Consider the following 20,654-nt stretch of genomic DNA (forward strand, 5'->3'; position numbering starts at 1 on the left):
TTCATCCACCCGCGCCAGCCTGCGAAGTCAGATAATCGCTCGGAAGCAACGAAGGTGGAGCCGCCGGCCAGCAGGTCAGCCGACCGTAGCCAACCGTGTAGCCAAGCCGGCGGACGACCCAGGGGCGGCCAGGGACGGCCAGCGATCAGTGGATGCAGGAGGCGACGGCCGTGGTGGTCGGCACGGCCGCCGGGCTCGCCGTCGCGGTCGCTCCCGACGGCTCGGCGGACTCGGCGCTCAGCGCGGTGCCCGGGGTCGTGATCTGTGGGGTGACGGCCGCGCCCGGCAGGGACGGCCCGGCGGCGACGAGGCCGGAGCCCGCCAGGCTGACCCGGCCCGAGTCGCGCGAGGCTCCGGCCGACGCCGACGCCGACGACTCCGAGGAGGCGGTGGCGGTCGGGGTGGCCCCAGCCATGCCGGCGGCAAGGACGGTGGCCGAGGGGCTCGCCCCGGGCTGCGGGGTGGCGCCCGGCGAGACGAGGGGATCAACGCCGGCGCCCGGCGACGCTCCGGCACCCGCGGCACCCACCGCGCTGTCGTCGTCACCCATCGTACGGGCGAAGAAGGCACGCACTGCGTCGGGATCGTAGAGGAAGTAGAACGCCGGATGGACGACCTGCCCGGTGACCGGGATCGTCGCGAAAGTCACCGCACCGCTGTCCATGCCGCGCAGCCGGTCGGCGAGCCGACGCAGGTCGGTGAGATCGGTGGCGTCGTCGAGGACCGTCGACCGGGTGACGGCCCCGAGGAACGCGGCGAGCTTGGCGGGGCGCAGCAGCACGTCGCCTGAGGACACCTTGCGGAACACCGCGGCCAGGAACGCCTGCTGGCGGTGGATGCGGGACAGGTCGCCGTCGATGAAGCCGTGGCGCTGGCGGACGAAGGCGAGGGCCTGCGCGCCGACGAGGTGGTTGATGCCCGGCTGCCCGACGAACCCGGAGCTGGGGTCGTTGAGGTTGGTCGAGTGGACTCGCCGGAAGTTGTCCAGGGTGACGGTCTCGACGTAAGGCGAGGCGGTCAGGCAGACGTCGACCCCGCCGATGGCGGTCGTCATCCGCTGGAACCCGCCGAAGTCGATCTCGGCGTAGTGGTCGATACGCACCCCGGTGAGCTGCTCCAGGGTCGCGACCAGCAGGGCCGGGCCGCCGCTGTTGAAGGCGCTGTTCACCCGGTCCCTACGCGCGCGGTGGGTGCCGCCGTCGCCGTCGGTGTAGGCGGGGATCGGCAGGTAGAGGTCCCGCGGGATCGAGACGACCTGGGTCGTGCCGTCCTCGGACAGATGCGCGATCATCATCGTGTCCGAGCGGGCCCCGCCGACCTTCGCGGCGTCCGAGCCGGTCCGCACGTCGGAGCCGACGAGCAGCCAGTTCTCCGTCCCCGTCGGCACCGCCGGGGGCCGGGAGACGTCGACGTGCGGCAGGGCGATACTCGCCCGCTCGATCTTGTGATCGTAGACGGTGAGGACCACCCAGCCCGACACCGTGGCGGCGAGGACGGCGACGCTCAGCACGGCCGCGAGGATCAGCGTGATCCGCGCCCGCAGGCCGCGGCGGCGACCCGGCCCCGGCGCGTCCGGCTCGACCCCGGGCCCGCCACCCGGGTCCCCCGAACCACCCGCCGGATCCCCGGAGCCGCCGGCGACCGCCCCGCCCGGCACCGCGGACAAGGGTGACGCTACGGGCCGGGTGGACGTGGCCGAGGGCCCGCGGTAGATCGGAGCCGTGGCGTCGCCGGTGCCGACCGCCGCACCGCCGGCCGGCGGCCTCGCGTCGGCGGCGGTTCGGTGACCGTCCGTCCCCGCTGCGCCAGGCCCGATATCTCCCTGATCTGCCAGCGAATTGGACATGTCTTCCGAGGACGGAGCTTCACGGCGCGAGGAGGTGGGCGGCGGTCGGTTCACGTCGCCGCCTCTCCCCCGCGATGATGCCGCGAAATAACCGGATGGACCTACCACAATAAGCGTTATTTCCACACCATCGGCGGTTCGGGCCGCGCCATGTGACGACGACCGCCCTTACCTGGGCAAATCCTGCACCGGCCGCAGCATGTCGGCCACGCAGGCGGATCCTGCCGCCCGACCGGTGCGAGCAGCCGCGTTCACCCTTGCCCTTTCACAACCCTCCGTGTCCGTTTTGTCCCTACAGAAGGGCAAGGAGTCCGTCCCCGCGAAAAGGCGAGGGGCTGGGGCGTGCGCGCCCGTAGCGCATGGCTGCGGGTACGGGTCCGACCCGGGGCTCTGGTAGGACAGGAGGGTCGAAACGGCGCAGAGCAGGGAGGCTTCTTGTCCAGACCCGTCCTCGTCCTCGTCCCGAGCAACGGCGGCGTGGCGGCGCTGTCGGCGGTCGCCGGGATCGAGCCGCTGCGGTACGACCCGGACGCTCCCCTGCCGGCGGCGGCCCGCGAGGCCGAGGTGCTGGTCGTGGCGCCGACCGGGGTGCAGGGCCAGCTCGACACGATGCGGGAGCTGCCCAAGCTGCGCCTGGTGCAGACCATCAGCGCCGGCACCGACCAGTGGCTCGGCCGGCTGCCAGCGGGGGTAGCCCTGTCGAACGCCCGGGGCGCGCACGGCGGTTCCACCGCCGAATGGGCGGTGGGCGCGCTGCTCGCCCTCTACCGCGAGATCCCGCGGTTCCTCACCGACGCCGCCGCCGGCCGCTGGGAGCAACGCCAGACCGGGACGCTCGCCGGCCGGCGGGTGCTCATCCTCGGCGCGGGCGATCTCGGCACCGCGTTGCGCCGGCGGCTCGAACCGTTCGAGACCGAGGTCAGCATGGTCGCCCGGCGGGCGCGGCCCGGCGTGCACACCCTCGACGAGGTGCCGGACCTGCTGCCCCACCACGACGCCGTGGTGGTGATGCTGCCGCTCACCGACGAGCTGCGCGGCCTGGTCGACGCCGCCTTCCTCGCCCGCATGCCCGACGGCGCGATCCTGGTCAACGCCGCCCGGGGGGCCCATGTCGTGACGTCGGCGCTGCTGGCGGAACTCGAGTCCGGGCGGCTGCGGGCCGCGCTGGACGTCACCGATCCGGAGCCGCTGCCGCCCGACCATCCGCTGTGGCGGGCCCCGGGCCTGCTGCTCACCCCGCACGTGGGCGGCATGACCACCGGCGTGTCGCAGCGGATCTGGGACGTGATCGCCCGTCAGCTCGACCAGTACGTCCGCGACGGCCGACCGGAGAACCTCGTCGACTGACCTCAGCAACCGCGAGCAACCGCGAGCAACCGCGCCGGCGGGGACGGGACCGGTCAGGCACGGTCCAGCTCCGCGAGGGTGCGGCGCAGGCCCTCGGCCAGCGGGGTCGGTTCCCAGTCGAGCTCGGTCCGGGCCCGGGTGGCATCCGGAATCGCGTTCCACCGCAGGTAGTGCAGCTGGCCGCGGGCCAGCGGCGGCGGGCGGCGGGTAAGCCGGGCCACCGCCTCGCCGCCCGCGGCGAGCGCCGAGGCCGCCGCGGCCGGGATGGTGACGGCCGGGGGGCGACCGCGCCCCCCGGCGGCGACGACCGCCGCGGTCAGCTCCCGCAGGCTGACGTGCGCGTCGGAGAGGATGTACCGCTCGCCGGGGCGGCCCACGCCGGCGGCCGCGAGGTGACCGCGGGCCAGCCCCTCGGTGAACACCAGCCCGAACCCGCCGGGCGGGATGGCGGGCAGCAGCCCGCGCAGCGCCGGGCGGAACATCCGGCTTTCCATCGAGGTGGGGCCGTAGGGCGGGAAGCCGTAGACGGTGGCCGGGTTCACGAAGACCACCTCCACGCCACCGGCGGCGGCGAGCACCGCCTGCTCCGCGCGCTGTTTGGAACGCTCGTACGGGGTCCGTTTCGGGGCGGCGGCGAGCGCGGTCTCGTCGAAGTGGCCGCCCGGCGGGGCGTCGAACACGTCGATCGTGCTGGTGTGCACCAGCCGGCGCACCCCGGCCCGGGCGGCCGCCCGCGCGACGTTGGCCGAACCGACCGCGTTGACCCGGTCGAACTCGTCGGCGTCCGGCAGCCACTGCTCGGGAACACCCATCGCGTTGAAGACGATCTCGGTCCCGTCCACGGCGGGCGGCAGCGTCGCCGGGTCGGTGACGTCCCCCACGACGACGTCGACCCCCGGGGGCAGTCCGGACGCCGCCCGGGCCGGGTCGCGGACCAGGACCCGCACCTGGTGGTCGGCCTCGACCGCGGCCCGCACGACCGCCCCGCCGACCTTGCCGGTCGCGCCGGTGACCAGGACTCTCACCGGCGGGACCCTACGCCGGGCCGCCGCCTCGGCCGGACCACGACCCGCCGTTCCGACCAGCCCGACCAGCCCGGCCGGCCCGGCCGGCCCCAGAGCCGTCGGCCGGGTTTCGCCGGCCCCGGCCGGGCAGCCAGGAGCGGCCGGCGGCGGTGCGCCTGGCCTCGGCCATCCCGCGCACCACGTACCAGCCGGTGCGCACCACGGCGGCGGCGTCGCCCCCCGGTCGGCCCTGCGCGGCGCGCGGTCGGGGCAGGCCGAGCAGCAGGTCCGCGCCTGCCGGCGGGGTGGTCGTGTGAGTGCTGGTGATCGCCGAGTAGTCGCCGAAGAACTTCACCTCGAGGCGTTCCCGACGGATCTTGCCCAACCCGTCCGGGATGAGGCGCAGGAAGTACAGCACGCTTGTCCCGCCGGCAGCGGCCCGGTCGTGCGGGTTGAATCCGCCGCCGTCCCAGTGGAACTCCGCCCGGGTCCGCAGCAACCAGCGCAGCCCCTCGATGACGATCGGGTTCGGCTCGGGCAGGCGCATCGCGAAGTGCCGTTCCAGCTCGAAGGCGCGCTCCTGCTCGACGAGGCCGGGCGGCAGCTCGGGGGTGCGCCGTACCATGAAGATCTCGACCGTGCGGCCGGCGCCGGCGTCGGAGCGCAACGACGCGTGGGTGAGGCGCACGTCGAGCAGGTCCGGCCGTACCCCGTAGCGCTCGCCCAGCCGGGCCCGCACGATGACGCTGGGGACCAGTGCACTGGGTTCGACCCCGAGCGAGGCCAGCGCGGCGAGGGCGGCGTCGAAGTCGTCGACGGCGATCAGCAGCGCCGCGTGGTCGAGAACGCAGTACCGGGCGACGAGCGCGACCAGCTCGGCGGCACCGTCGATGCCGTCGAACAGGCCGGTGAGCAGCCCCTCGGTGTTCAACGACCGCAGCGGCGCGCAGACGGCCTCGATGCGGCGGACGTCGACGTCGTCGATGGCGGCGACGGAGCCACGGCCGGTGACGATGCCGCCCCATGGCCCGGTTCCCGTGGGTGTGTCCGTCATTGCGTGCCGCCTTTCGCCACGCGGCGCTGGCCCGATCGAGCGCGCCGGTACCGGTCCCGGTCCGGTCCCGGACCGGATCCAGTGGGGCGGCTACGGCCCTGGTCGACAGGGCCGGGCCGCTCGCACCGAGCCGGATGGTTGGCCAGTGGTACCCGGGGGGCGCCGAAACTTTTCCGGGAGCCTAGCGGCAGCAGGCAACGGCTCCGTTGCCTACTCCCTGCGAGACGCTGCAAACGGGTAAAATCAGCGCGAGACCCGGGCGGTGTCAGGCCGGTATGCGGCCGAGGCGGGCGGCGCCCCGTCGCCCGGTGGTCCCCGGCCCCGGTGGAATGCCGATGGCGCCTGCCGCGCTTCTTTTCAGGTGACGGAAGCGACCGGTGGTGTAAGGAGGACCTCGATCGTGCTTGATCCGCAGGAGCTCTACAGTCTCACCGAGGACGCGTCCGACGACCCCAACGACGCGCACCGCCCGATCATGCTGGAGGCGCTGACCGGCGTCGTCGACGCTGGCAACGCAGTCAGTCTCGCCGGTGAGCATCTGTTGACCGCGCTCGACCATCGCATCGTCGCGACGTTCGACGTCGATCAGCTGCTGGACTACCGATCCCGCCGACCAACCATGATCTTCTCCGAGGACCACTGGGAGAGCTACACGGACCCGGTGCTCGCGCTCTACCAGCTCCGCGACGAGTCGGACACGCCGTTCCTCCTGCTCACCGGCCCCGAGCCGGACCTGCAGTGGAAGCGCTTCACAGCCGCCGTCCGCGGGCTGGTGTCCCGGCTCGGCGTCCGCCTCACCGTGGGGCTCAACGCCGTGCCGATGGCGGTTCCGCACACCCGTCCCGCGACGATCACCGCGCACGGGAGCAGCAAGGAGCTCGTCGTCGGCTACGAGCCGTGGCTGCGCCGGCTGCAGGTCCCCGGCAGCGCCGGGCACCTGCTGGAGTACGAGCTGGGCCGCGACGGCCGGGACGCGATGGGCTTCGCCGTTCACGTCCCGCATTACCTGGCTCAGACGACCTACCCCGCGGCCACCGAGGTGCTGCTGACGTCCGTGTCGAAGGCGACCGGCCTGATGCTTCCGCTGGACGGGCTTCGCTCCGCGGCGGTCGCCGTCCAGGACGAGGTCAACAGCCAGATCGCCCAGGGCGGGGAGGCCGCGGCGCTCGTCCATGCGCTGGAGGAGCAGTACGACGCCTACCAGCGGGGGCGGCGCGGTCCCAGCTTGCCGACGGTCGACGCCGAGCAGAAGCTGCCGACCGCCGACGAGCTCGGGGAGGCGCTCGAACGTTTCCTCGCCGAGCAGTCCGAGCCAGGCGGTCCGAATCCGCTGCCCTGAATCCGCTGCCCTGAACGGGCCGACCCGGCACCGGCCGCCTCTGCCCGTTTCCCACGTCGCGCAGGAAGTCATCATTCCCGGGGCACGCTCACGGCCTTCCGGAACCTGCTGTTTCTCCGCGATGTCCGCTAAGCGGCGCCCTTCCATTCGCCACCCGGAGAGCCGCCCAAAACGGCGGCAAGCCGTCCCCTCGGTTTGCGTGGGGTCTCCCGCCGCCACGACGGCGGGAGACCCCAACCCGATCCGGGGAGCCTCAGCGGCGGTCGGGCACCCGGCCGATGCTGGCGTCCGACAGCGCCCGGACCGACAGCCCGTCGACGAACCGCTCGACGATCGCCCCGACCGGCCAGCGGTCGACCTCGGCTAGCAGGCGCGATGCCTCCGCGTCGGCGTCGCGGGCGTCCCAGCCCTGCGCGTCGAGACTATTACGCAACGCCTCTAGATAATCCGTTTCCGTGATTCCGGGAAGGTCTCGGACCATCGCCGTCGTCGTTCCGTAGAAAGAGCCGAGGCCGACGAAGACCCGGCCGCACTCGCACCGGCCATGCGGCCGGTCCAGATGCATATCACAGAACGCACGCAGGGTTACGAGCTCACCTTCCACCGCCCAGTGGAAATCGTCGACACGCAGGCCCTGCGCGTACGCGGTGGCCGTGAGAAGTTTCATGACTCCCAAGCTCCTCGTGGTCGCCCGACCGCTTCCGGGTGGGAAGCGGATGCCCTCCGGATCTACGAGAAGACAACCATCCCCCACCGACAAAGTCTCGGCTTAGCCATGATCGGGGTACTCTCGACGCACGTCCCGGACTGGCCGCGGGGACCGGCCCGAGACGATTCCGGTGGGAAGATCCAGTGGGAGGACGGCAGCCGGTGACCGCGCCTGTCGTCGCTGCCTCGGCCGACCCCGTCCCGGCCCCCGAAGGTGCCGGGTCCGTCGGGCCCACCGGGTCCGACGCACCACGCCAGCAGCGGCTCGCCGCGGGAGCCGCGACCTGGCGGGGTGTCCTGTTCCTGCTGCTGAACCTCCCATTGGGCATTATCGGCTTCGTCTGGGTGACGACGATGCTGGCCCTCGGTGTGGGCCTGGTCGTCACGGTGATCGGGATACCCGTGCTAGCGGTCGGTCTGCGGCTGGGCCGCGTGTTCGGCACCATCGAGCGGGCCCGGGCGCGGTGGCTGCTTGGCCTGCGGATCGGCGCGCCGTCGCGGCCGCCGCGCCGCCGGGCCGACGGGCTGGGTTCGATGTTCGCCGCGCTGGCCGATCCCGTGTCCTGGCGCACCGCGTTGTACCTGTTCATCCGCCTGCCCTGGAGCATCATCAGTTTCGTGGCGGCGGTGCTGCTGGTCACGGTGGGCTGGGTGGTGCTGCCCTGGGCCACGCGCGGGCTCGTCGCGGTCGACCGGGCGATGATCCGCGGGTTACTCTCCCCGTCGGACGCGGTGGAACGGCGGATCCGGGAGCTGGAGGCGGACCGGGGCACGCTCGCCGACTCGGCCACCGCCGATCTGCGGCGGATCGAACGCGACCTGCACGACGGCGCGCAGGCCCGGCTCGTCGCCCTGGCCATGGGCCTGGGTCTCGCGAAGGAGAAGCTCGCCCACGATCCGGACGCCGCTGCCCGCATGGTGGCCGAGGCGCACGGCGAGGCGAAACTCGCCCTTCAGGAGCTGCGCGATCTCGCCCGCGGGATCCATCCGGCGATCCTCACCGATCGCGGCCTACCCGCGGCCCTGGCCTCCCTGGCCGCCCGCTGCACCGTGCCGACCCGGGCCACCGTCGAGCTGGCCAGCCGGCCGGCCGCCGCCCTGGAGGGCATCGTCTACTTCACCGCGTCGGAGCTGCTCACCAACATCAGCAAACACAGCCAGGCCAGCGCCGCCGCGGTCGAGCTGCGCCGCCTCGACGACACCAGCCTGCTGCTGCAGGTCAGCGACAACGGCGTCGGCGGCGCGGATCCCCGAGGCGGTACGGGTCTCGCCGGTCTGACCGGGCGCCTGGACGCCATCGACGGCGCCCTGGTCGTCGACAGCCCGCCCGGCGGCCCGACGCTGGTCAGCGTCGCGCTGCCCTGGCGGGACGCCGCCGACGACCCCGGCTCCGGGCGCTGAATCTCGGGCCGCTCGCTGCCGCGGCGCCGCTCGGGACGATCCGACGCCTCAGACCAGCCGCACCACCGGGCCCGGCTCGGCGGGTTCGGCGCCCAGGGTGCCCGGATCCGATTCGGCAACCAGCTTCGCCGCGGCCGATCCGTCCGGGGGCACCGCAGGCCGCGGGCCGCCGGCCGGCCGACCGGGCAACAGCAGGGCCAGCGGAACCGCGACCAGCGAGAATCCGAGCGTCCACCAGGACGACACCGCATAGGCGTGGGCCTGCGCACCGAGATCGGCCGCCCGGCCACCCGACGGCGTCCCGCGTAGCTGATGGGCCAGGACCACCGCGATCACCGCGGTGCCCAGGGAGCCGCCGATCTGCTGGAAGATGCGCACCGCCGAGGTGGCTCGGGGAATATCCGTGGGGCGTAGTCCGTGGTAGGCCGCCGACATGACGGGGATCGTCGCGGCCGCGAGACCCATCCCCCGGACGACCAGGGAGCCGCCGAGGAGGACCTCACTGGTGTCCGCGCCGAGCTGCGTGTACACCACCGAGCCCAGCACGCTGAGCACGAGCCCGGTCAGGACGAGCAGCCGCGGGCTGGTCCGATCGACCAGCCGGCCGACCACGATCATCGCGAGCATCATGCCCAGTCCCTGCGGCGCGAGCAGCAGCCCGGCCTCGACGGCGCTGCGACCCCGTACCTGTTGCTCGTAGAGCGGTAGCAACAACATCGCGCCATACAACGAGAGCCCGAACAGAAACATCATCCCCGAGGAGCCGCAGAACGAAGCGGAGCGGAACAGGCGCAGATCGATCAATGGGACGATCCTGGTCCGCAGCGCGTGCAGGGCGAACACCGCGAGCAGCGCAATGCCGATGATCAGGGGGACCAGCGCCCGCGCGTCGGTGAACTCGCCCCGCCGACCCGCCTCCGAGAAGCCGTAGACCGCCGCGGCGAGCCCAGGCGAGAGCAGGGCGAATCCGACACCGTCGAACGGCTGGCGCTCCGCGACCCGCAGCTCGGGCATCCAGCGCCAGGCCAGCGCGATGGCGACGGCGCAGACCGGCACGTTGACGAGGAAGATCCACCGCCAGCCGAGATCATCGATGAGCACGCCGCCGACGACGGGGCCGAGCACGGGGGTGAGCAGTGCGGGGACGGCCACCGTCGCCATGAGCCGGCCCAACCGCTCGGGACCGGCCGCCTGAGCGAGGATCGTCTGCATCAGCGGCAGGAGCAGCCCGCCCCCCGCGCCCTGGACGATCCGGAAGGCGATCAGGCTGCCCGCGGACCAGGCGATCCCGCACAGCGCGGAACCCACCAGGAACAGCATCAGCGACACCAGCCACATCCGCTTGCCCCCGAAGCGCTCGACCGACCAGCCGGTAAGCGGGATCACCACCGCGAGGGCCAGCAGGTAGCCGGTGCTGACCCACTGGATCGTCGAGACGCCGACGTCGAAGGACCGCGCGAGGGTGTCGAGCGCAACCGCGACGATCGTCGCGTCCAGCTGCACCACGACCGCTCCGACGAGAACGATCAGCGCCAGCCGGACGAGCGCGGGATCCAACCGGTCGCCGGCGCCCTTCGCCGTTGACGCCTCGGCCTGCATCGCCATGGGCCTACCTCCGGAACGGTTCAGGGGATCACGTCACGACGCCACCGGCGCGGCGGATGAGCGGCGCTCACCGACCCACACCAGAACGATACACCGTCTCGATTTCGCTACAGTGCATCGGTTTTCGTACGGCGCAACGGATTCGAGCGACCACGTAACCTCGAGGTATGGGTGACCACACCCGCGCGGAGAGACTCCCGGCGGTACCGATGGCCTTCGTCCCGCCGACCCCCGCACACCGCCCGGCAGCACCCGCGAACCCGACATCCGCGAGCCCGGCACTCGCCGGAGCGGCGGATGCAGCAGACCGCCCGACGCCGGCGGGGGGATCGTCCGGGATCGTCTGGGCCCGCCCGGCCGAGCGCCGCCGGCCGCGGCTGACCCGGGAGGCGATCGTCGACGCGGCCGTCGCGATGGCCGACGCCGAGGGGCTCGAGGCGGTCTCGATCCGCCGGGTCGCCGCGGCGCTCGACGCCCGGCCGATGAGCCTGTACTCCCACTTCGACCGCAAGGACGACCTGCTCGCGCTGATGAACGACCAGGTGGCGGCCGAGGTGATCGTGCCCGAGCCGCTGCCGGCGGACTGGCGCGACGCCCTGCGCGCCATCGCCCACCGCACCCGGGACAGCAGCCTGCGCCACCCCTGGGTCCTGCAGACGCTCGCCTGCCAACCCCGACTCGGCCCGAACGCGCTGCGCCACGCGGAGCAGTCCGCGGCCGCGGTGTCCACCCTGCCGCTACCGCCCCGCCGACGGGTCGCGCTGCTGCGCGCGGTCGACACGTACACCCTGGGATACGTCACCACCGAGCTGCGGGAGCGCCGGGGGCACCTCGGCGGCGCCGACCGGGCGGACGTGCAGCAATACCTGACCGACGTGCTCGAGGGCGGCCAGTACCCGCACCTGGCCGAGTTTCACCGCCTGGACCTGCTGGTCGGCGAGGACGGCCGGGAGAGCTTCACCGAGGGCCTGGAGTGGCTGCTGGCCGGGATCGCGGCCGCTGTCGGCGCTGCATCGTCCGGATCGGCATCGTCCGGATCGGCATCGTCCGGATCGGCATCGTCCGGATCGGCATCGTCCTGAGCCGAACGAACACCGGCTAACCGGGCGCGGGTGGCGGATCAGCGGTCAGCGGTTGAGAAGCCCCCGCAGCGTTCGCGCGTTGTCGACGGCGTGGCCGCCGCCGTCGTTGTTGAAATAGGCGTAGATCTCCAGGCCGGCGCTCTCCCATTCGCGGATGCGCTCGGCCCACCACCGAAGATCCTGCTCGCGGTAGGAACCGCCGTACAGATCGCGTGGATCGGGACCGTGCAACCGGAGGTACACGAACGGCGCCGTCGCGCGCAGGATGCAGGGCAGGTTCGCCCCGCTCATCACGCAGTACGCTGCCCGGTGGCGTTCCAACATTGCGAACACCGCGTCGTCGTGCCAGCTCGGATGCCGGAACTCCACGGCCACCCGCATCCACGGCGGGATCCGGCCGAGGAAGTACTCCAGCCTCGCGTCGTCGCGCACGTGACCGGGCGCGAGCTGGACCAGCACCACGGCCCGGCGATCAGCCAGCTCGTGCCAGCCCGACGCGATGCGGTCGACCCAGACCTCCGGTTCGTGCAGGCGTTTGCCATGCGTGAGGCCGCGGGCGGCCTTGACGGAGAGCTGGAATCCCTCGGGCAGCCGCGACCGCAACCGCTGGAACGCCTCGTTCGACGGCCAGCGGTAGAAGCTGGCGTTGAGTTCGACCGTCTCGAAATGACGGGTGTAGATCTCCAGGCGCCGGCCGGGCGGCGTGCCCGGCGGGTAGAGCACCTCCGTCCAGTGCTGGTAGCTCCAGCCCGACGTCCCGATGTGCACACCCACGCCCATGGCGCTCAGACGCTGCCCAGCACCCGGATGATCCGCACCTGTAGGACTACCCGCAGCGGGTTGGCCCGCGGCTCGCGGTAACGCCGCGCGTAGCGACGCTCCGCTTCGGCGACGCTCGCCGGGTCGTCGCGCACCACGGCCAGCCCCTCCAGCGTCGACCAGCGGCGCCCGTCGATCTGGCAGACCGCGACGGCGGTTCCCTCGGGGGGGCCCGCGGCGATCAGGCGCGCCTTACGGGACCGGCCGGAGGTGATCACCCGGGCGATCCCGGCCGCCGGGTCGAGGGTCGCGCCGACGGCGACCACATGCGCACTGCCGTCGGGGCGCACCGTGGTCAGGCTGCACAGGTGCCGCTCCCGCCAGAAGTCGAGGAACTCCTCACCCCGACCGGTGAGGTCGGGCGCGCGGGCAGGCTGGTTCGGCATGCCGCCAGCCTGCCACGCGGCGGGCGGGGCCGTCCGGCGGCCACCCAGCCGGAGAACACCGCCACGATAAGCACCCCAAACAGTGCCTTTACCGACCCGATACCCGCACGACACGAGCCGGAAAGCACCGATGCCGACCCTCTTCGCAGGTTCGACGCATCCTCGCAGGTTCGACGCCCGTTTTCGGACCGCGGCAGGGCACGGCGGGCGGGGACGTCCACAACGGCGGCGCACGGACAGGATCGGCATGCCGTTCGACTTCGGGACGATCGACACGGGGGACACGGCCTGGGTGCTGACCAGCGCCGCCCTCGTCCTGGTCATGACGCCGGGCCTGGCGTTCTTCTACGGCGGGATGGTCCGGGTCGAGAACGTCCTGAGCATGATCAGGCAGAACTTCTTCTGCATGGGCATCGTCAGTGTGCTGTGGGTCCTGGTGACCTACAGCCCGGCGTTCGGCGGGGCGAACGGGTTTGTCGGCGGGTTCGACCACGTCGGGCTCGACCACATGAACGTCCAGGTCGCCGGCTACACGGGCCCGGCAGCGCAGACCATCCCGTCGGTCGTGTTCGTCTGCTTCCAGCTCATGTTCGCCGTCATCACGCCGGCGCTCATCACGGGGGCGAGCGCGGACCGGTTCCGGTTCAGCGCCTTTGCGATGTTCATCGCGCTGTGGTCGGTGCTGGTCTACGGCCTGGTCGCGCACTGGGTCTTCTCCCCCACCGGCTGGCTCTACGAGCACGGCGCCGAGGACTTCGCCGGGGGGACCGTCGTGCACGCCAACGCCGGCTCCGCCCTGCACGCCGACGAGCTGGCGGGCAGCGCGTTCGTGAACACCAACACCGCGGCCGCCTGCGCGATGCTGGGCTGGATCCTCGTGGAGCGCCTGCGCGACGCGATGGCCTCCACGCTCGGCGCCGCCTCCGGCGCCGTCGCCGGCCTGGTCGCGATCACCCCCGCGGCCGGTTACGTCACCCCGGTCGGCTCGATCGTCATCGGTTTCCTCGCCGGCGGCGCCTGCGCCCTGGCCACCGCCGTCAAGGGCAAGGTCGGCATCGACGACGCCCTGGACGTCGGCGCCGTGCACCTCGTCGGCGGCGCGCTGGGCGCCCTGCTCATCGGCCTGCTGGGCAGCAGCGACATCGGCGGCCGGGACGGGGTGTTCTACGGCGGCGGCAGCAGCCTCCTGCGCGAGCAGGTGGTCGCTGTGGCGGCCGTGGTGGCCTACTCGTTCGCCGCCTCGCTGATCATCGCCGGAGCGGTGCGGCTGGTCCACCGGCTGCGGGTGACGCCGGACGAGGAGATCGAGGGGCTGGACACCACCCAGCACAGCGAGGTCGCCTACCGACTGTGATGACCGCGCCCGGCCGCCCGATCGACGCCAACCGGATCGACGCCAACCGGATCGACGCCAACCGGATCGACGCCAACCGGATCGACGCCAACCGGATCGACGCCAGCCGGATCAGAGACGCCCGCATCGGCGGCGCCCGGCCGGCGCCGCCGCGGACGGACCGGTCAGAGCGAGATCGAGCAACGCGTAGGTCGCCGGCGCGGGGACCGGGTCGTCGCCGCAGGACAGCCGCCCCGACCCCGCGCCGGGCACGCGCCCCACCGTCACCGTCACCCCCGTCGCGGCGGCCGTCCCTGGCAGAGCGCCCACCGTGGCCGGTGGCGCCGGCATGTCGAGCTCGACGATCCACCGGTCACCGTCCAGCGCGACGCTGCGCCGCAGGCGCAGTCCATCGAGCGCCGGCTCCCCCGCCGGCAGGCCCGCCAGATGGTCGGCCGCGAAGTGCAGGGCGGCCTGGACCTCGCGGTCGTAGGCTCCCCGTCCCCGGTAGTGCTGCCCGGCCGGCCGGCGGCCGGCGAGCACGGCCCGGCACGCCTCGACGGCGTCGTCCGGTCCCAGCCGGCCCAGCAGGTGGCCGCCGGGCAGGACCAGCACCGTGGGCGCGAACCGGTGCCCGCCGAGGTGGGAGACCTCGACGATCCGGTCCGGGAAGGCCTGCTGGAGGGCGCGCACGACGGGTCGGCCCCGCACCGCGCAGCACAGGTCGTGCCGGCCGTGGGTGCACACGGCGAGCAGCGGACCGGGCTCGGCCCGCCACCGCGGGTCCGGAGCGGCCCCTTCGTCCCGAGGTGAGTCGTCCCGCAGTGAGTCCTGCTCAGGTGCGTCGTCCCAGGGCGGGGTGAGGGCCGCCAGCTCCGCCGGCCCGGCGACGGTGCGGGTCAGCATCCGTTGCGCGCCCGGTCGGCAGTCGACGGCCACCACCAGACGCCGCGCCGGGTCCCAGTCCAGCCAGCCGGGGCGGCGCATCAGCGCCGTGCGGGTCCCCAGCCTGGCCGCCCTGGCGGCCAGGCCCTGCACGACCGGTTCCGCCAGCCCGGACTCGGGCAGGGTGCGCGGGCCCCACGGCCCGGGCTGCTCGACGAGCAGCCAGCGGTCGACGCGGCCGGCCGTGGCGAACAGAGGCTCCGCACGCGCCTCGGACTCGGCGGCGCACAGCACGCGATCCACGGGTTCTCCCTTTCCCCGGAACGGCGCGGCTCCCCGGAACGGCGCGGCTGCCTGGAACGGCGCGGCGCAGACGGCGGGATCAGAGCTGGGTCAGCACCGGGGGCAGGGCGTTCACCGATCGGGCACCGGTTTCGGTGATGACGAAGGTGTCCCCCGTGAACACCCCCCTGCGAACATCCAGTGAGCGCGGGGATCGCGGGGGCCGCGGACCCGAACGGCGGGAGTCGAAGGTCGCGAACTGATCGGAGAAGACGCGAACTGATCGGAGAAGAGAGGGGTCAATCCCGCGTGCCTTCCGCTTCCGGAACGATGGTGACGCCGAGCCGGCGGTGGGTGAGCACCGGGAACTCGGCGCGGACCGCGGCCGGGTGGGTCGGGTCGAGCTCGGCCTCGACCCGGGCGGGGCCTTGGCCGCCCTCGGCCAGCACCACCCCCCACGGGTCGACGACGACGCTCGCCCCGGCCATGTCCCGGCCCGCGTGCCGACCCGCGACGTTGCAGGCGACGAGGTGGACCTGGTTCTCGATCGCGCGGGCACGGGTGAGCACGCGCCAGTGCTCCAGCCGGGCCGCGGGCCACGCAGACACGACCGCGACGAGGTCGGCGCCGGCATCGCCGAGCATCCGGAACAACTCCGGGAAACGCAGGTCATAGCAGGTGGCCAGGCCGATGCGGCCGAGCTCGGTGCGCACGGCGCCGGCGGTCGTTCCCGGCGCCAGCAGCCTGGCCTCGTCAGACTCGTAACCGAACAGATGAATCTTTCGGTACGTGTGCAGAATGTCGCCGCCGGGACCGATCAGGGCCGTCGTGTTGTGCAGCCGGCCGTCTTCGGCCCGCTCCACCAGGCTGCCCGCGACCAGGTGGAATCCCCGTTCCCGGGTCACCTCGCGCAGCGCGGTGAGCGTCGGGCCGGTCAGTGGTTCCGCCTGCGCCTGGTATGCGTCGAAACGGAAATACCCGGTGGCCCACAGCTCGGGGAGCACGACGAGGTCCGCGTCGGTCCGGCGCAGTTCGGCCAGCACCCGGCGCACCCGCTCCGCGGCGCTCTCGTCATCCGGGCAGTCGAGCTGCAGACACACGGTCCGGACGCGGCCCGGGCTGGTCAGCGGTGTCATCACTCCGAGATTGTCGGCCGTCAGGGCACGACGGCGGGGTGGACAGCGAGGCCGGCCGCCTCAGCCCAGGCCGAGCATGGCCTTCCACTGCTGGGCGCTCGCCGGCCGGAAGACGTGGTTCATCCGCTTGACGACGGCAAGATCCTCGGACGACTGCGGGGAGTACTGGTGGCCGGGAAAGACGGTGGTGCTGTCGGGCAGGGTGGCCAGCCGGCGCAGACTGTCGTACATCAGCCCGGCGTCGCCGCCGGGCAGGTCCATCCGGCCGCAGCCCTCCAGGAACAGGGTGTCGCCGGCGACGAGCCGGTTGTCGACGACGAAGCACTGGCTGCCGGGGGTGTGGCCGGGGGTGTGCAGGAGCTGGATCGGGATCTCCCCGACCGTCACCACGTCGGCGTCGTCGTGCTCGACGAGGTCGGCGGCGGAGACCTCCGTGGCCCGGCGCACCCACTCGGCCTCGGCCCGGTTGACGTGGATGGGCACGTCCACGCGGGTGAGAAGCTCGCGGATGCCCTCGATCTCGATGCCGAACGCGGAGCCGCCCACGTGATCGGCGTGGTAGTGGCTGACGAGCGCGCCGGTGAGCCGCATGCCGTCGGCGGCGACCAGGGCGAGCAGGTCGTCCACCTTGTAGGCGGGGTCGACGACCACCGCCTCGCCGGTCTCCCGGTCCCCGACGAGGTAGACGAAGTTGACCATCTGGGTGCCGACCGGGTCGCCGACGGCGAAGTCGCGGCCGGACAGCAGCTGGCGGAAGTACAGGCGCTCGGTCATCCGTTCAGCGTACGAAGGTCCGCCCCGAGGTGGGACGAGTCGGCCACCCGGGGCTACATTCTGTGACATGACGGGGGGCGAACCCATGTCACAGACGCCGGCAGCCGGCCCCCGCAGCCACCAGGACCGCCGGGGACTCGGTGCGTCAACCGGCGACCGGCCGGGGGGCCCGGTGGACGGTGAAGAAGTCGAGGATGGCGCCGGTGGCGTCGAAGGTCCGCCCGGCGGGTGAGTTGTGCGGGTCGCGGCGGGCCTCGGGGCTCGCCGGCCACAGGTGGGTACCGCCGACGACGGAGTCGAACAGCACCTCGCCGCCGCCGGCGCAGGCGGCGTAGCGGCGGGGGGCGATCCCGGGGGCGGGCCGGCTCGTCAGCGGGGTCGGGTTGCAGCCGTAGCGGTCGGTATAGGCACGGATCACCGCCGACGCCGCGGGCACCCGGGTCGAGGAGCCCACGATCACGCCGCCGCCGTAGGGCACCGACGGGTCGGCGGTGCCGTGCACGGCCATCGTCGCGGGGGCGCGCCCCGCGGGGCAGCGGGCCTCGAAGGTCGAGGAGACCATGGCCACGGCGGCGAACCGGGCGGACCGGCAGACCAGCGCGGCGGCGAACTCGGCGCCGTTGGAATGCCCGGTGGCGTAGACCCGCCGGCCGTCGAGGCAGAACCGGGAGGCGAGGCCGGTCAGCAGGGCGCCGACGAAGCCGATGTCGTCGGCCTTGCCCGGGTCGCTCATCGTGTTCCAGCGGCGGGGCGTGCCGAGCGCGTCGGGAGTCACCACGACAAAGCCGCGCCCGGCGCCGACCGCACCCATGCGCGACCGCTGTTCCTCCAGCGCCGCGTCCGCCTTGAAACCGTGGAAGTCGAACACGACGGGATAGGATGATCGCCCGTCGTAATGCGCGGGCACCGCCAACCGGTAGGAACGCCGAATTCCGTCGTGAACGAGAACGTGCACCCCACCGGGCAGCGGAATACGGCCGGTGGACGCCGGGCACGCGCCGCCAGCCGCCTGGCCGGCCACGCCCGCGGCCAGGCCCAATGGCGGCGCACCGCCGACCGCGCCGACCGCGCCGACGGCGACGCCGGGGCGGTCGGGCAACACCGCCACGGCCATCGACAGGACCGCCGCCACGATGGCGACGCCCATCACGGCGAGCGGCCATCTCGACACTTTCCCGGCCCGAGCCATCCGACCACGGTACGAACCGGGTGGGGTCACGTGGCGCTCGACGACCGACAACTGCCCGACAGGCCGGGCTCGGCATCCCGACGTCCGGGAGCATCGGCGGCCACTCGTTCGGGAAGCGCTGATGCTCCCCCGCGCGCACCCAGGACACCGCTGGCAGGCGAACCTGTAGCCCCCACGCCAGACATCTCCCGGCCGCCGCCCACAAGCTCGAAGAGCCTTCATCCCGGCCGTCCAAAAGTGCAAAATTCGAGTGATCAGGGTACCGATTTTTTTGGCCGGCCGACACTACGGGGGCGGTTAGCTCGAGTCTATGAGCTGCCCGGCGTGGATCAGCAGTTGAAAGTATGGATGATCGGGCAAGCCAAGCATTACCCGAAGAGTAAGGTCGCGACGCCGGATATACGCGAACTGGTTGGCTCGGTCGAACTGGCCCGCAGTAAGGCCTTTTTTGGACAAGGGCATGGCCTGGCCGATCTCACAATTGCCGCACGCGATTCCGTCTTCCATCTCTTCTTCACCACCGGCGAGATCAGCTCCAACCACCGAGCCTGTCACGGAACGTGGCTGTCGGCGGCAGTTTTCCGCACGGGCGAACACGGCGGTGGGCGGAACCATAGACTGGCGGAATGCGGCGGCGCACGGACGGCACCGACTCACCCGCGCCCACCCGCCTCCTCCTCGTCATCGAGGCGTCGACCTGCGCCACGCCAGCCACCGATCTCTCCGGGGGGCACCCATGACGTCCGCATCGGCTCCGCCCACGTCCGGCGCCGCGGCGGCGGCGCCCGGATCGAGGCCGCCGGCCCGACCGGCGATCCTCACCGTCGACGACGATCCGAGCGTGTCCCGCGCGGTCGCCCGCGACCTGCGGCGCCAGTACGGGGAGCGCTACCGGATCGTGCGCGCCGAGTCCGGGCCGCAGGCGCTCGACGCGTTGCGGGAGATGAAGCTGCGCGGTGACCGGGTCGCCGTGCTGCTCGCGGACTTCCGGATGCCGGCGATGAACGGCATCGAGTTCCTCGAACAGGCGATGGACCTGTACCCGACGGCGCGCCGCGTACTGCTGACCGCGTACGCCGACACCACCGCGGCGATCGACGCCATCAACATCGTCGATCTCGACCACTACCTGCTCAAGCCGTGGGACCCTCCGCAGGAGAAGCTCTACCCGGTCGTCGACGGTCTGCTCGACGCCTGGCTCGCCGCCGACCACACCCCCGTCACCGAAACACGCGTGGTCGGGCACCGCTGGTCGGCGCGCTCCTACGAGGTGCGCGACTTCCTCGCCCGCAATCAGGTGCCCTACCGCTGGTACCTGTCCGAGGAGCCGGAGGGCGCGCGGCTGTTGGCCGCGGCCGAGGCGTCCCCCGACGCGCTGCCGGTCGTGATCACCCCGGACGGGGTGACGCTGACCGACCCCACCGACGCCGAGCTCGCCGGCCGGGTGGGGCTGACCACCTCCCCCGCCGCGGACTTCTACGACGTCGTGGTGATCGGCGGCGGCCCGGCGGGGCTGGGCTCGGCGGTGTACGCGGCCTCGGAGGGGCTGCGCACCGTCCTCGTCGAGCGCATGGCCACCGGCGGGCAGGCCGGCCAGAGCTCGCGGATCGAGAACTACCTGGGCTTTCCGGATGGCGTGTCCGGCGCCCAGCTCACCGACCGGGCGCGGCGGCAGGCGGTCAAGTTCGGCGCGGAGGTCCTCACCGCGCGCGACGCCGTCACGCTGGAGGTCAGCGGCCCCGCGCGGACGGTCCACTTCGACGACGGCCGGCAGATCTCCGCGCACGCCGTCGTCCTCGCGACCGGGGTGTCCTACCGGCAGCTCGCCGCCCCCGGCCTGGACGAGTTCACCGGCCGTGGGGTGTTCTACGGCTCCGCGCTCACCGAGGCGCCCTCCTGCGCCGGGCAGGACGTCTACATCGTCGGGGGGGCGAACTCCGCCGGCCAGGCGGCGATGCACTTCGCCCGGCACGCCCGGCGGGTCACCATGGTGGTGCGCGGGTCGTCGCTGGAGGCGTCGATGTCCCACTACCTGATCCAGCAGATCGCCGGGGTCGCGGCGATCACCGTGCGGACCTGCACCGAGGTCGTCGCGGCCGAGGGCGACGGCCACCTCGAACGGCTCACGCTGCGGGACAACGCCAGCGGCGAGACCGAGACGGTCGACACCCAGTGGCTGTTCATCTTCATCGGCGCCGCGCCGCGCACGGGCTGGCTCGACGGCGTGCTGACCCGCGACGAGCACGGGTTCGTCCTGGCCGGGCCGGACCTGGTCGTCGACGGCCGCCGCCCGCCGGGCTGGCCGCTCGACCGCGACCCCTACCACCTGGAGACGTCGGTGCCAGGGGTCTTCGTCGCCGGCGACGCCCGGGCCGAATCGGTCAAGCGGGTGGCCTCGGCGGTCGGCGAGGGCGCCATGGCCATCGCCCTCGTCCACCGTTACCTCGAGAAGCGTTGACGGGGG

At 72.8% G+C, this 20,654-nt stretch carries 17 protein-coding genes; 6 read left to right on the top strand and 11 right to left on the bottom strand.

Annotated features, from left to right (window positions below; all coding sequences use genetic code 11):
- Nucleotides 1-145: 145 nt before the first annotated feature.
- A complete protein-coding gene (locus tag FRAQA3DRAFT_RS14385) occupies nt 146-1,657 on the bottom strand; it encodes an LCP family protein (RefSeq protein ID WP_232292119.1) in 1,512 nt (503 codons plus the stop codon).
- A gap of 624 nt (nt 1,658-2,281) precedes the next feature.
- Here FRAQA3DRAFT_RS14385 and FRAQA3DRAFT_RS14390 point away from each other — a divergent pair.
- The gene (locus FRAQA3DRAFT_RS14390) at nt 2,282-3,193 is read left to right on the top strand and encodes a 2-hydroxyacid dehydrogenase (protein ID WP_009739762.1); all 912 of its coding nucleotides are present in this window, start codon (nt 2,282-2,284) and stop codon (nt 3,191-3,193) included.
- Nucleotides 3,194-3,246: 53 nt separating this feature from the next.
- Here FRAQA3DRAFT_RS14390 and FRAQA3DRAFT_RS14395 read toward each other — a convergent pair whose 3' ends face one another.
- Together FRAQA3DRAFT_RS14395 and FRAQA3DRAFT_RS14400 are read right to left on the bottom strand one after the other, a co-directional pair.
- A complete protein-coding gene (locus tag FRAQA3DRAFT_RS14395) occupies nt 3,247-4,218 on the bottom strand; it encodes an NAD-dependent epimerase/dehydratase family protein (RefSeq protein WP_009739763.1) in 972 nt (323 codons plus the stop codon).
- A gap of 10 nt (nt 4,219-4,228) precedes the next feature.
- Nucleotides 4,229-5,251 carry a hypothetical protein gene (locus FRAQA3DRAFT_RS14400; protein WP_009739764.1) on the bottom strand — a complete coding sequence of 341 codons (1,023 nt, stop codon included), beginning with the start codon at nt 5,249-5,251 and terminating at the stop codon, nt 4,229-4,231.
- 400 nt (nt 5,252-5,651) lie between these two features.
- Between FRAQA3DRAFT_RS14400 and FRAQA3DRAFT_RS14405 the strand changes: the two genes are divergently transcribed.
- A complete protein-coding gene (locus FRAQA3DRAFT_RS14405) occupies nt 5,652-6,590 on the top strand; it encodes a PAC2 family protein (RefSeq protein WP_009739765.1) in 939 nt (312 codons plus the stop codon).
- Nucleotides 6,591-6,843: 253 nt separating this feature from the next.
- On the opposite strand, the gene FRAQA3DRAFT_RS14410 is transcribed toward FRAQA3DRAFT_RS14405, so the two are convergent.
- Nucleotides 6,844-7,257, bottom strand: a complete 414-nt coding sequence (locus FRAQA3DRAFT_RS14410; RefSeq protein WP_009739766.1) for a hypothetical protein — start codon at nt 7,255-7,257, stop codon at nt 6,844-6,846.
- Nucleotides 7,258-7,460: 203 nt separating this feature from the next.
- Between FRAQA3DRAFT_RS14410 and FRAQA3DRAFT_RS14415 the strand changes: the two genes are divergently transcribed.
- Nucleotides 7,461-8,699, top strand: a complete 1,239-nt coding sequence (locus FRAQA3DRAFT_RS14415; protein WP_009739767.1) for a sensor histidine kinase — start codon at nt 7,461-7,463, stop codon at nt 8,697-8,699.
- A 48-nt stretch (nt 8,700-8,747) separates the two neighbouring features.
- Here the strand turns inward: FRAQA3DRAFT_RS14415 and FRAQA3DRAFT_RS14420 are convergent, their stop codons facing one another.
- Entirely contained in the window at nt 8,748-10,304 is a 1,557-nt protein-coding gene (locus tag FRAQA3DRAFT_RS14420; RefSeq protein ID WP_009739768.1) for a DHA2 family efflux MFS transporter permease subunit, read from the bottom strand.
- A gap of 209 nt (nt 10,305-10,513) precedes the next feature.
- On the opposite strand from FRAQA3DRAFT_RS14420, the gene FRAQA3DRAFT_RS14425 reads away from it, so the two are divergent.
- Nucleotides 10,514-11,386, top strand: coding sequence for a TetR/AcrR family transcriptional regulator (locus FRAQA3DRAFT_RS14425; protein WP_009739769.1), 873 nt, complete (start codon nt 10,514-10,516; stop codon nt 11,384-11,386).
- Between the two features lie 45 nt (nt 11,387-11,431).
- Here FRAQA3DRAFT_RS14425 and FRAQA3DRAFT_RS14430 read toward each other — a convergent pair whose 3' ends face one another.
- Together FRAQA3DRAFT_RS14430 and FRAQA3DRAFT_RS14435 are read right to left on the bottom strand one after the other, a co-directional pair.
- A complete protein-coding gene (locus FRAQA3DRAFT_RS14430; RefSeq protein ID WP_009739770.1) occupies nt 11,432-12,166 on the bottom strand; it encodes a DUF72 domain-containing protein in 735 nt (244 codons plus the stop codon).
- A 5-nt stretch (nt 12,167-12,171) separates the two neighbouring features.
- Nucleotides 12,172-12,591, bottom strand: coding sequence for a pyridoxamine 5'-phosphate oxidase family protein (locus FRAQA3DRAFT_RS14435; protein WP_009739771.1), 420 nt, complete (start codon nt 12,589-12,591; stop codon nt 12,172-12,174).
- A 247-nt stretch (nt 12,592-12,838) separates the two neighbouring features.
- Between FRAQA3DRAFT_RS14435 and FRAQA3DRAFT_RS14440 the strand changes: the two genes are divergently transcribed.
- The gene (locus tag FRAQA3DRAFT_RS14440) at nt 12,839-13,945 is read left to right on the top strand and encodes an ammonium transporter (protein ID WP_009739772.1); all 1,107 of its coding nucleotides are present in this window, start codon (nt 12,839-12,841) and stop codon (nt 13,943-13,945) included.
- Nucleotides 13,946-14,056: 111 nt separating this feature from the next.
- On the opposite strand, the gene FRAQA3DRAFT_RS14445 is transcribed toward FRAQA3DRAFT_RS14440, so the two are convergent.
- From FRAQA3DRAFT_RS14445 to FRAQA3DRAFT_RS14460, 4 genes are all read right to left on the bottom strand, one after another.
- Nucleotides 14,057-15,112 (bottom strand): sucrase ferredoxin, encoded by a 1,056-nt coding sequence (locus tag FRAQA3DRAFT_RS14445; RefSeq protein WP_009739773.1) that lies wholly within the window; start codon nt 15,110-15,112, stop codon nt 14,057-14,059.
- Between the two features lie 278 nt (nt 15,113-15,390).
- Nucleotides 15,391-16,227 (bottom strand): carbon-nitrogen family hydrolase, encoded by an 837-nt coding sequence (locus FRAQA3DRAFT_RS14450; RefSeq protein WP_009739774.1) that lies wholly within the window; start codon nt 16,225-16,227, stop codon nt 15,391-15,393.
- A gap of 60 nt (nt 16,228-16,287) precedes the next feature.
- Nucleotides 16,288-17,001 carry an MBL fold metallo-hydrolase gene (locus FRAQA3DRAFT_RS14455; RefSeq protein ID WP_009739775.1) on the bottom strand — a complete coding sequence of 238 codons (714 nt, stop codon included), beginning with the start codon at nt 16,999-17,001 and terminating at the stop codon, nt 16,288-16,290.
- Between the two features lie 145 nt (nt 17,002-17,146).
- Nucleotides 17,147-18,172, bottom strand: a complete 1,026-nt coding sequence (locus FRAQA3DRAFT_RS14460; protein ID WP_232292046.1) for a PHB depolymerase family esterase — start codon at nt 18,170-18,172, stop codon at nt 17,147-17,149.
- A 754-nt stretch (nt 18,173-18,926) separates the two neighbouring features.
- Between FRAQA3DRAFT_RS14460 and FRAQA3DRAFT_RS14470 the strand changes: the two genes are divergently transcribed.
- Nucleotides 18,927-20,648: an FAD-dependent oxidoreductase gene (locus FRAQA3DRAFT_RS14470; protein WP_009739778.1), complete on the top strand. Its 1,722-nt coding sequence runs from the start codon at nt 18,927-18,929 to the stop codon at nt 20,646-20,648.
- Nucleotides 20,649-20,654 lie beyond the last annotated feature (6 nt).

It is taken from the genome of Frankia sp. QA3, from assembly GCF_000262465.1.
GTDB lineage: Bacteria > Actinomycetota > Actinomycetes > Frankiales > Frankiaceae > Frankia.

Excerpts from the sequence above, each read along its gene's own strand:
- FRAQA3DRAFT_RS14400 (WP_009739764.1), bottom strand. The coding sequence starts at position 5,251 with ATGACGGACACACCCACGGGAACCGGGCCATGGGGCGGCATCGTCACC.
- FRAQA3DRAFT_RS14410 (WP_009739766.1), bottom strand. The coding sequence starts at position 7,257 with ATGAAACTTCTCACGGCCACCGCGTACGCGCAGGGCCTGCGTGTCGAC.
- FRAQA3DRAFT_RS14420 (WP_009739768.1), bottom strand. The coding sequence starts at position 10,304 with ATGGCGATGCAGGCCGAGGCGTCAACGGCGAAGGGCGCCGGCGACCGG.
- FRAQA3DRAFT_RS14425 (WP_009739769.1), top strand. The coding sequence starts at position 10,514 with ATGGCCTTCGTCCCGCCGACCCCCGCACACCGCCCGGCAGCACCCGCG.
- FRAQA3DRAFT_RS14430 (WP_009739770.1), bottom strand. The coding sequence starts at position 12,166 with ATGGGCGTGGGTGTGCACATCGGGACGTCGGGCTGGAGCTACCAGCAC.
- FRAQA3DRAFT_RS14435 (WP_009739771.1), bottom strand. The coding sequence starts at position 12,591 with ATGCCGAACCAGCCTGCCCGCGCGCCCGACCTCACCGGTCGGGGTGAG.
- FRAQA3DRAFT_RS14440 (WP_009739772.1), top strand. The coding sequence starts at position 12,839 with ATGCCGTTCGACTTCGGGACGATCGACACGGGGGACACGGCCTGGGTG.
- FRAQA3DRAFT_RS14450 (WP_009739774.1), bottom strand. The coding sequence starts at position 16,227 with ATGACACCGCTGACCAGCCCGGGCCGCGTCCGGACCGTGTGTCTGCAG.
- FRAQA3DRAFT_RS14455 (WP_009739775.1), bottom strand. The coding sequence starts at position 17,001 with ATGACCGAGCGCCTGTACTTCCGCCAGCTGCTGTCCGGCCGCGACTTC.
- FRAQA3DRAFT_RS14470 (WP_009739778.1), top strand. The coding sequence starts at position 18,927 with ATGACGTCCGCATCGGCTCCGCCCACGTCCGGCGCCGCGGCGGCGGCG.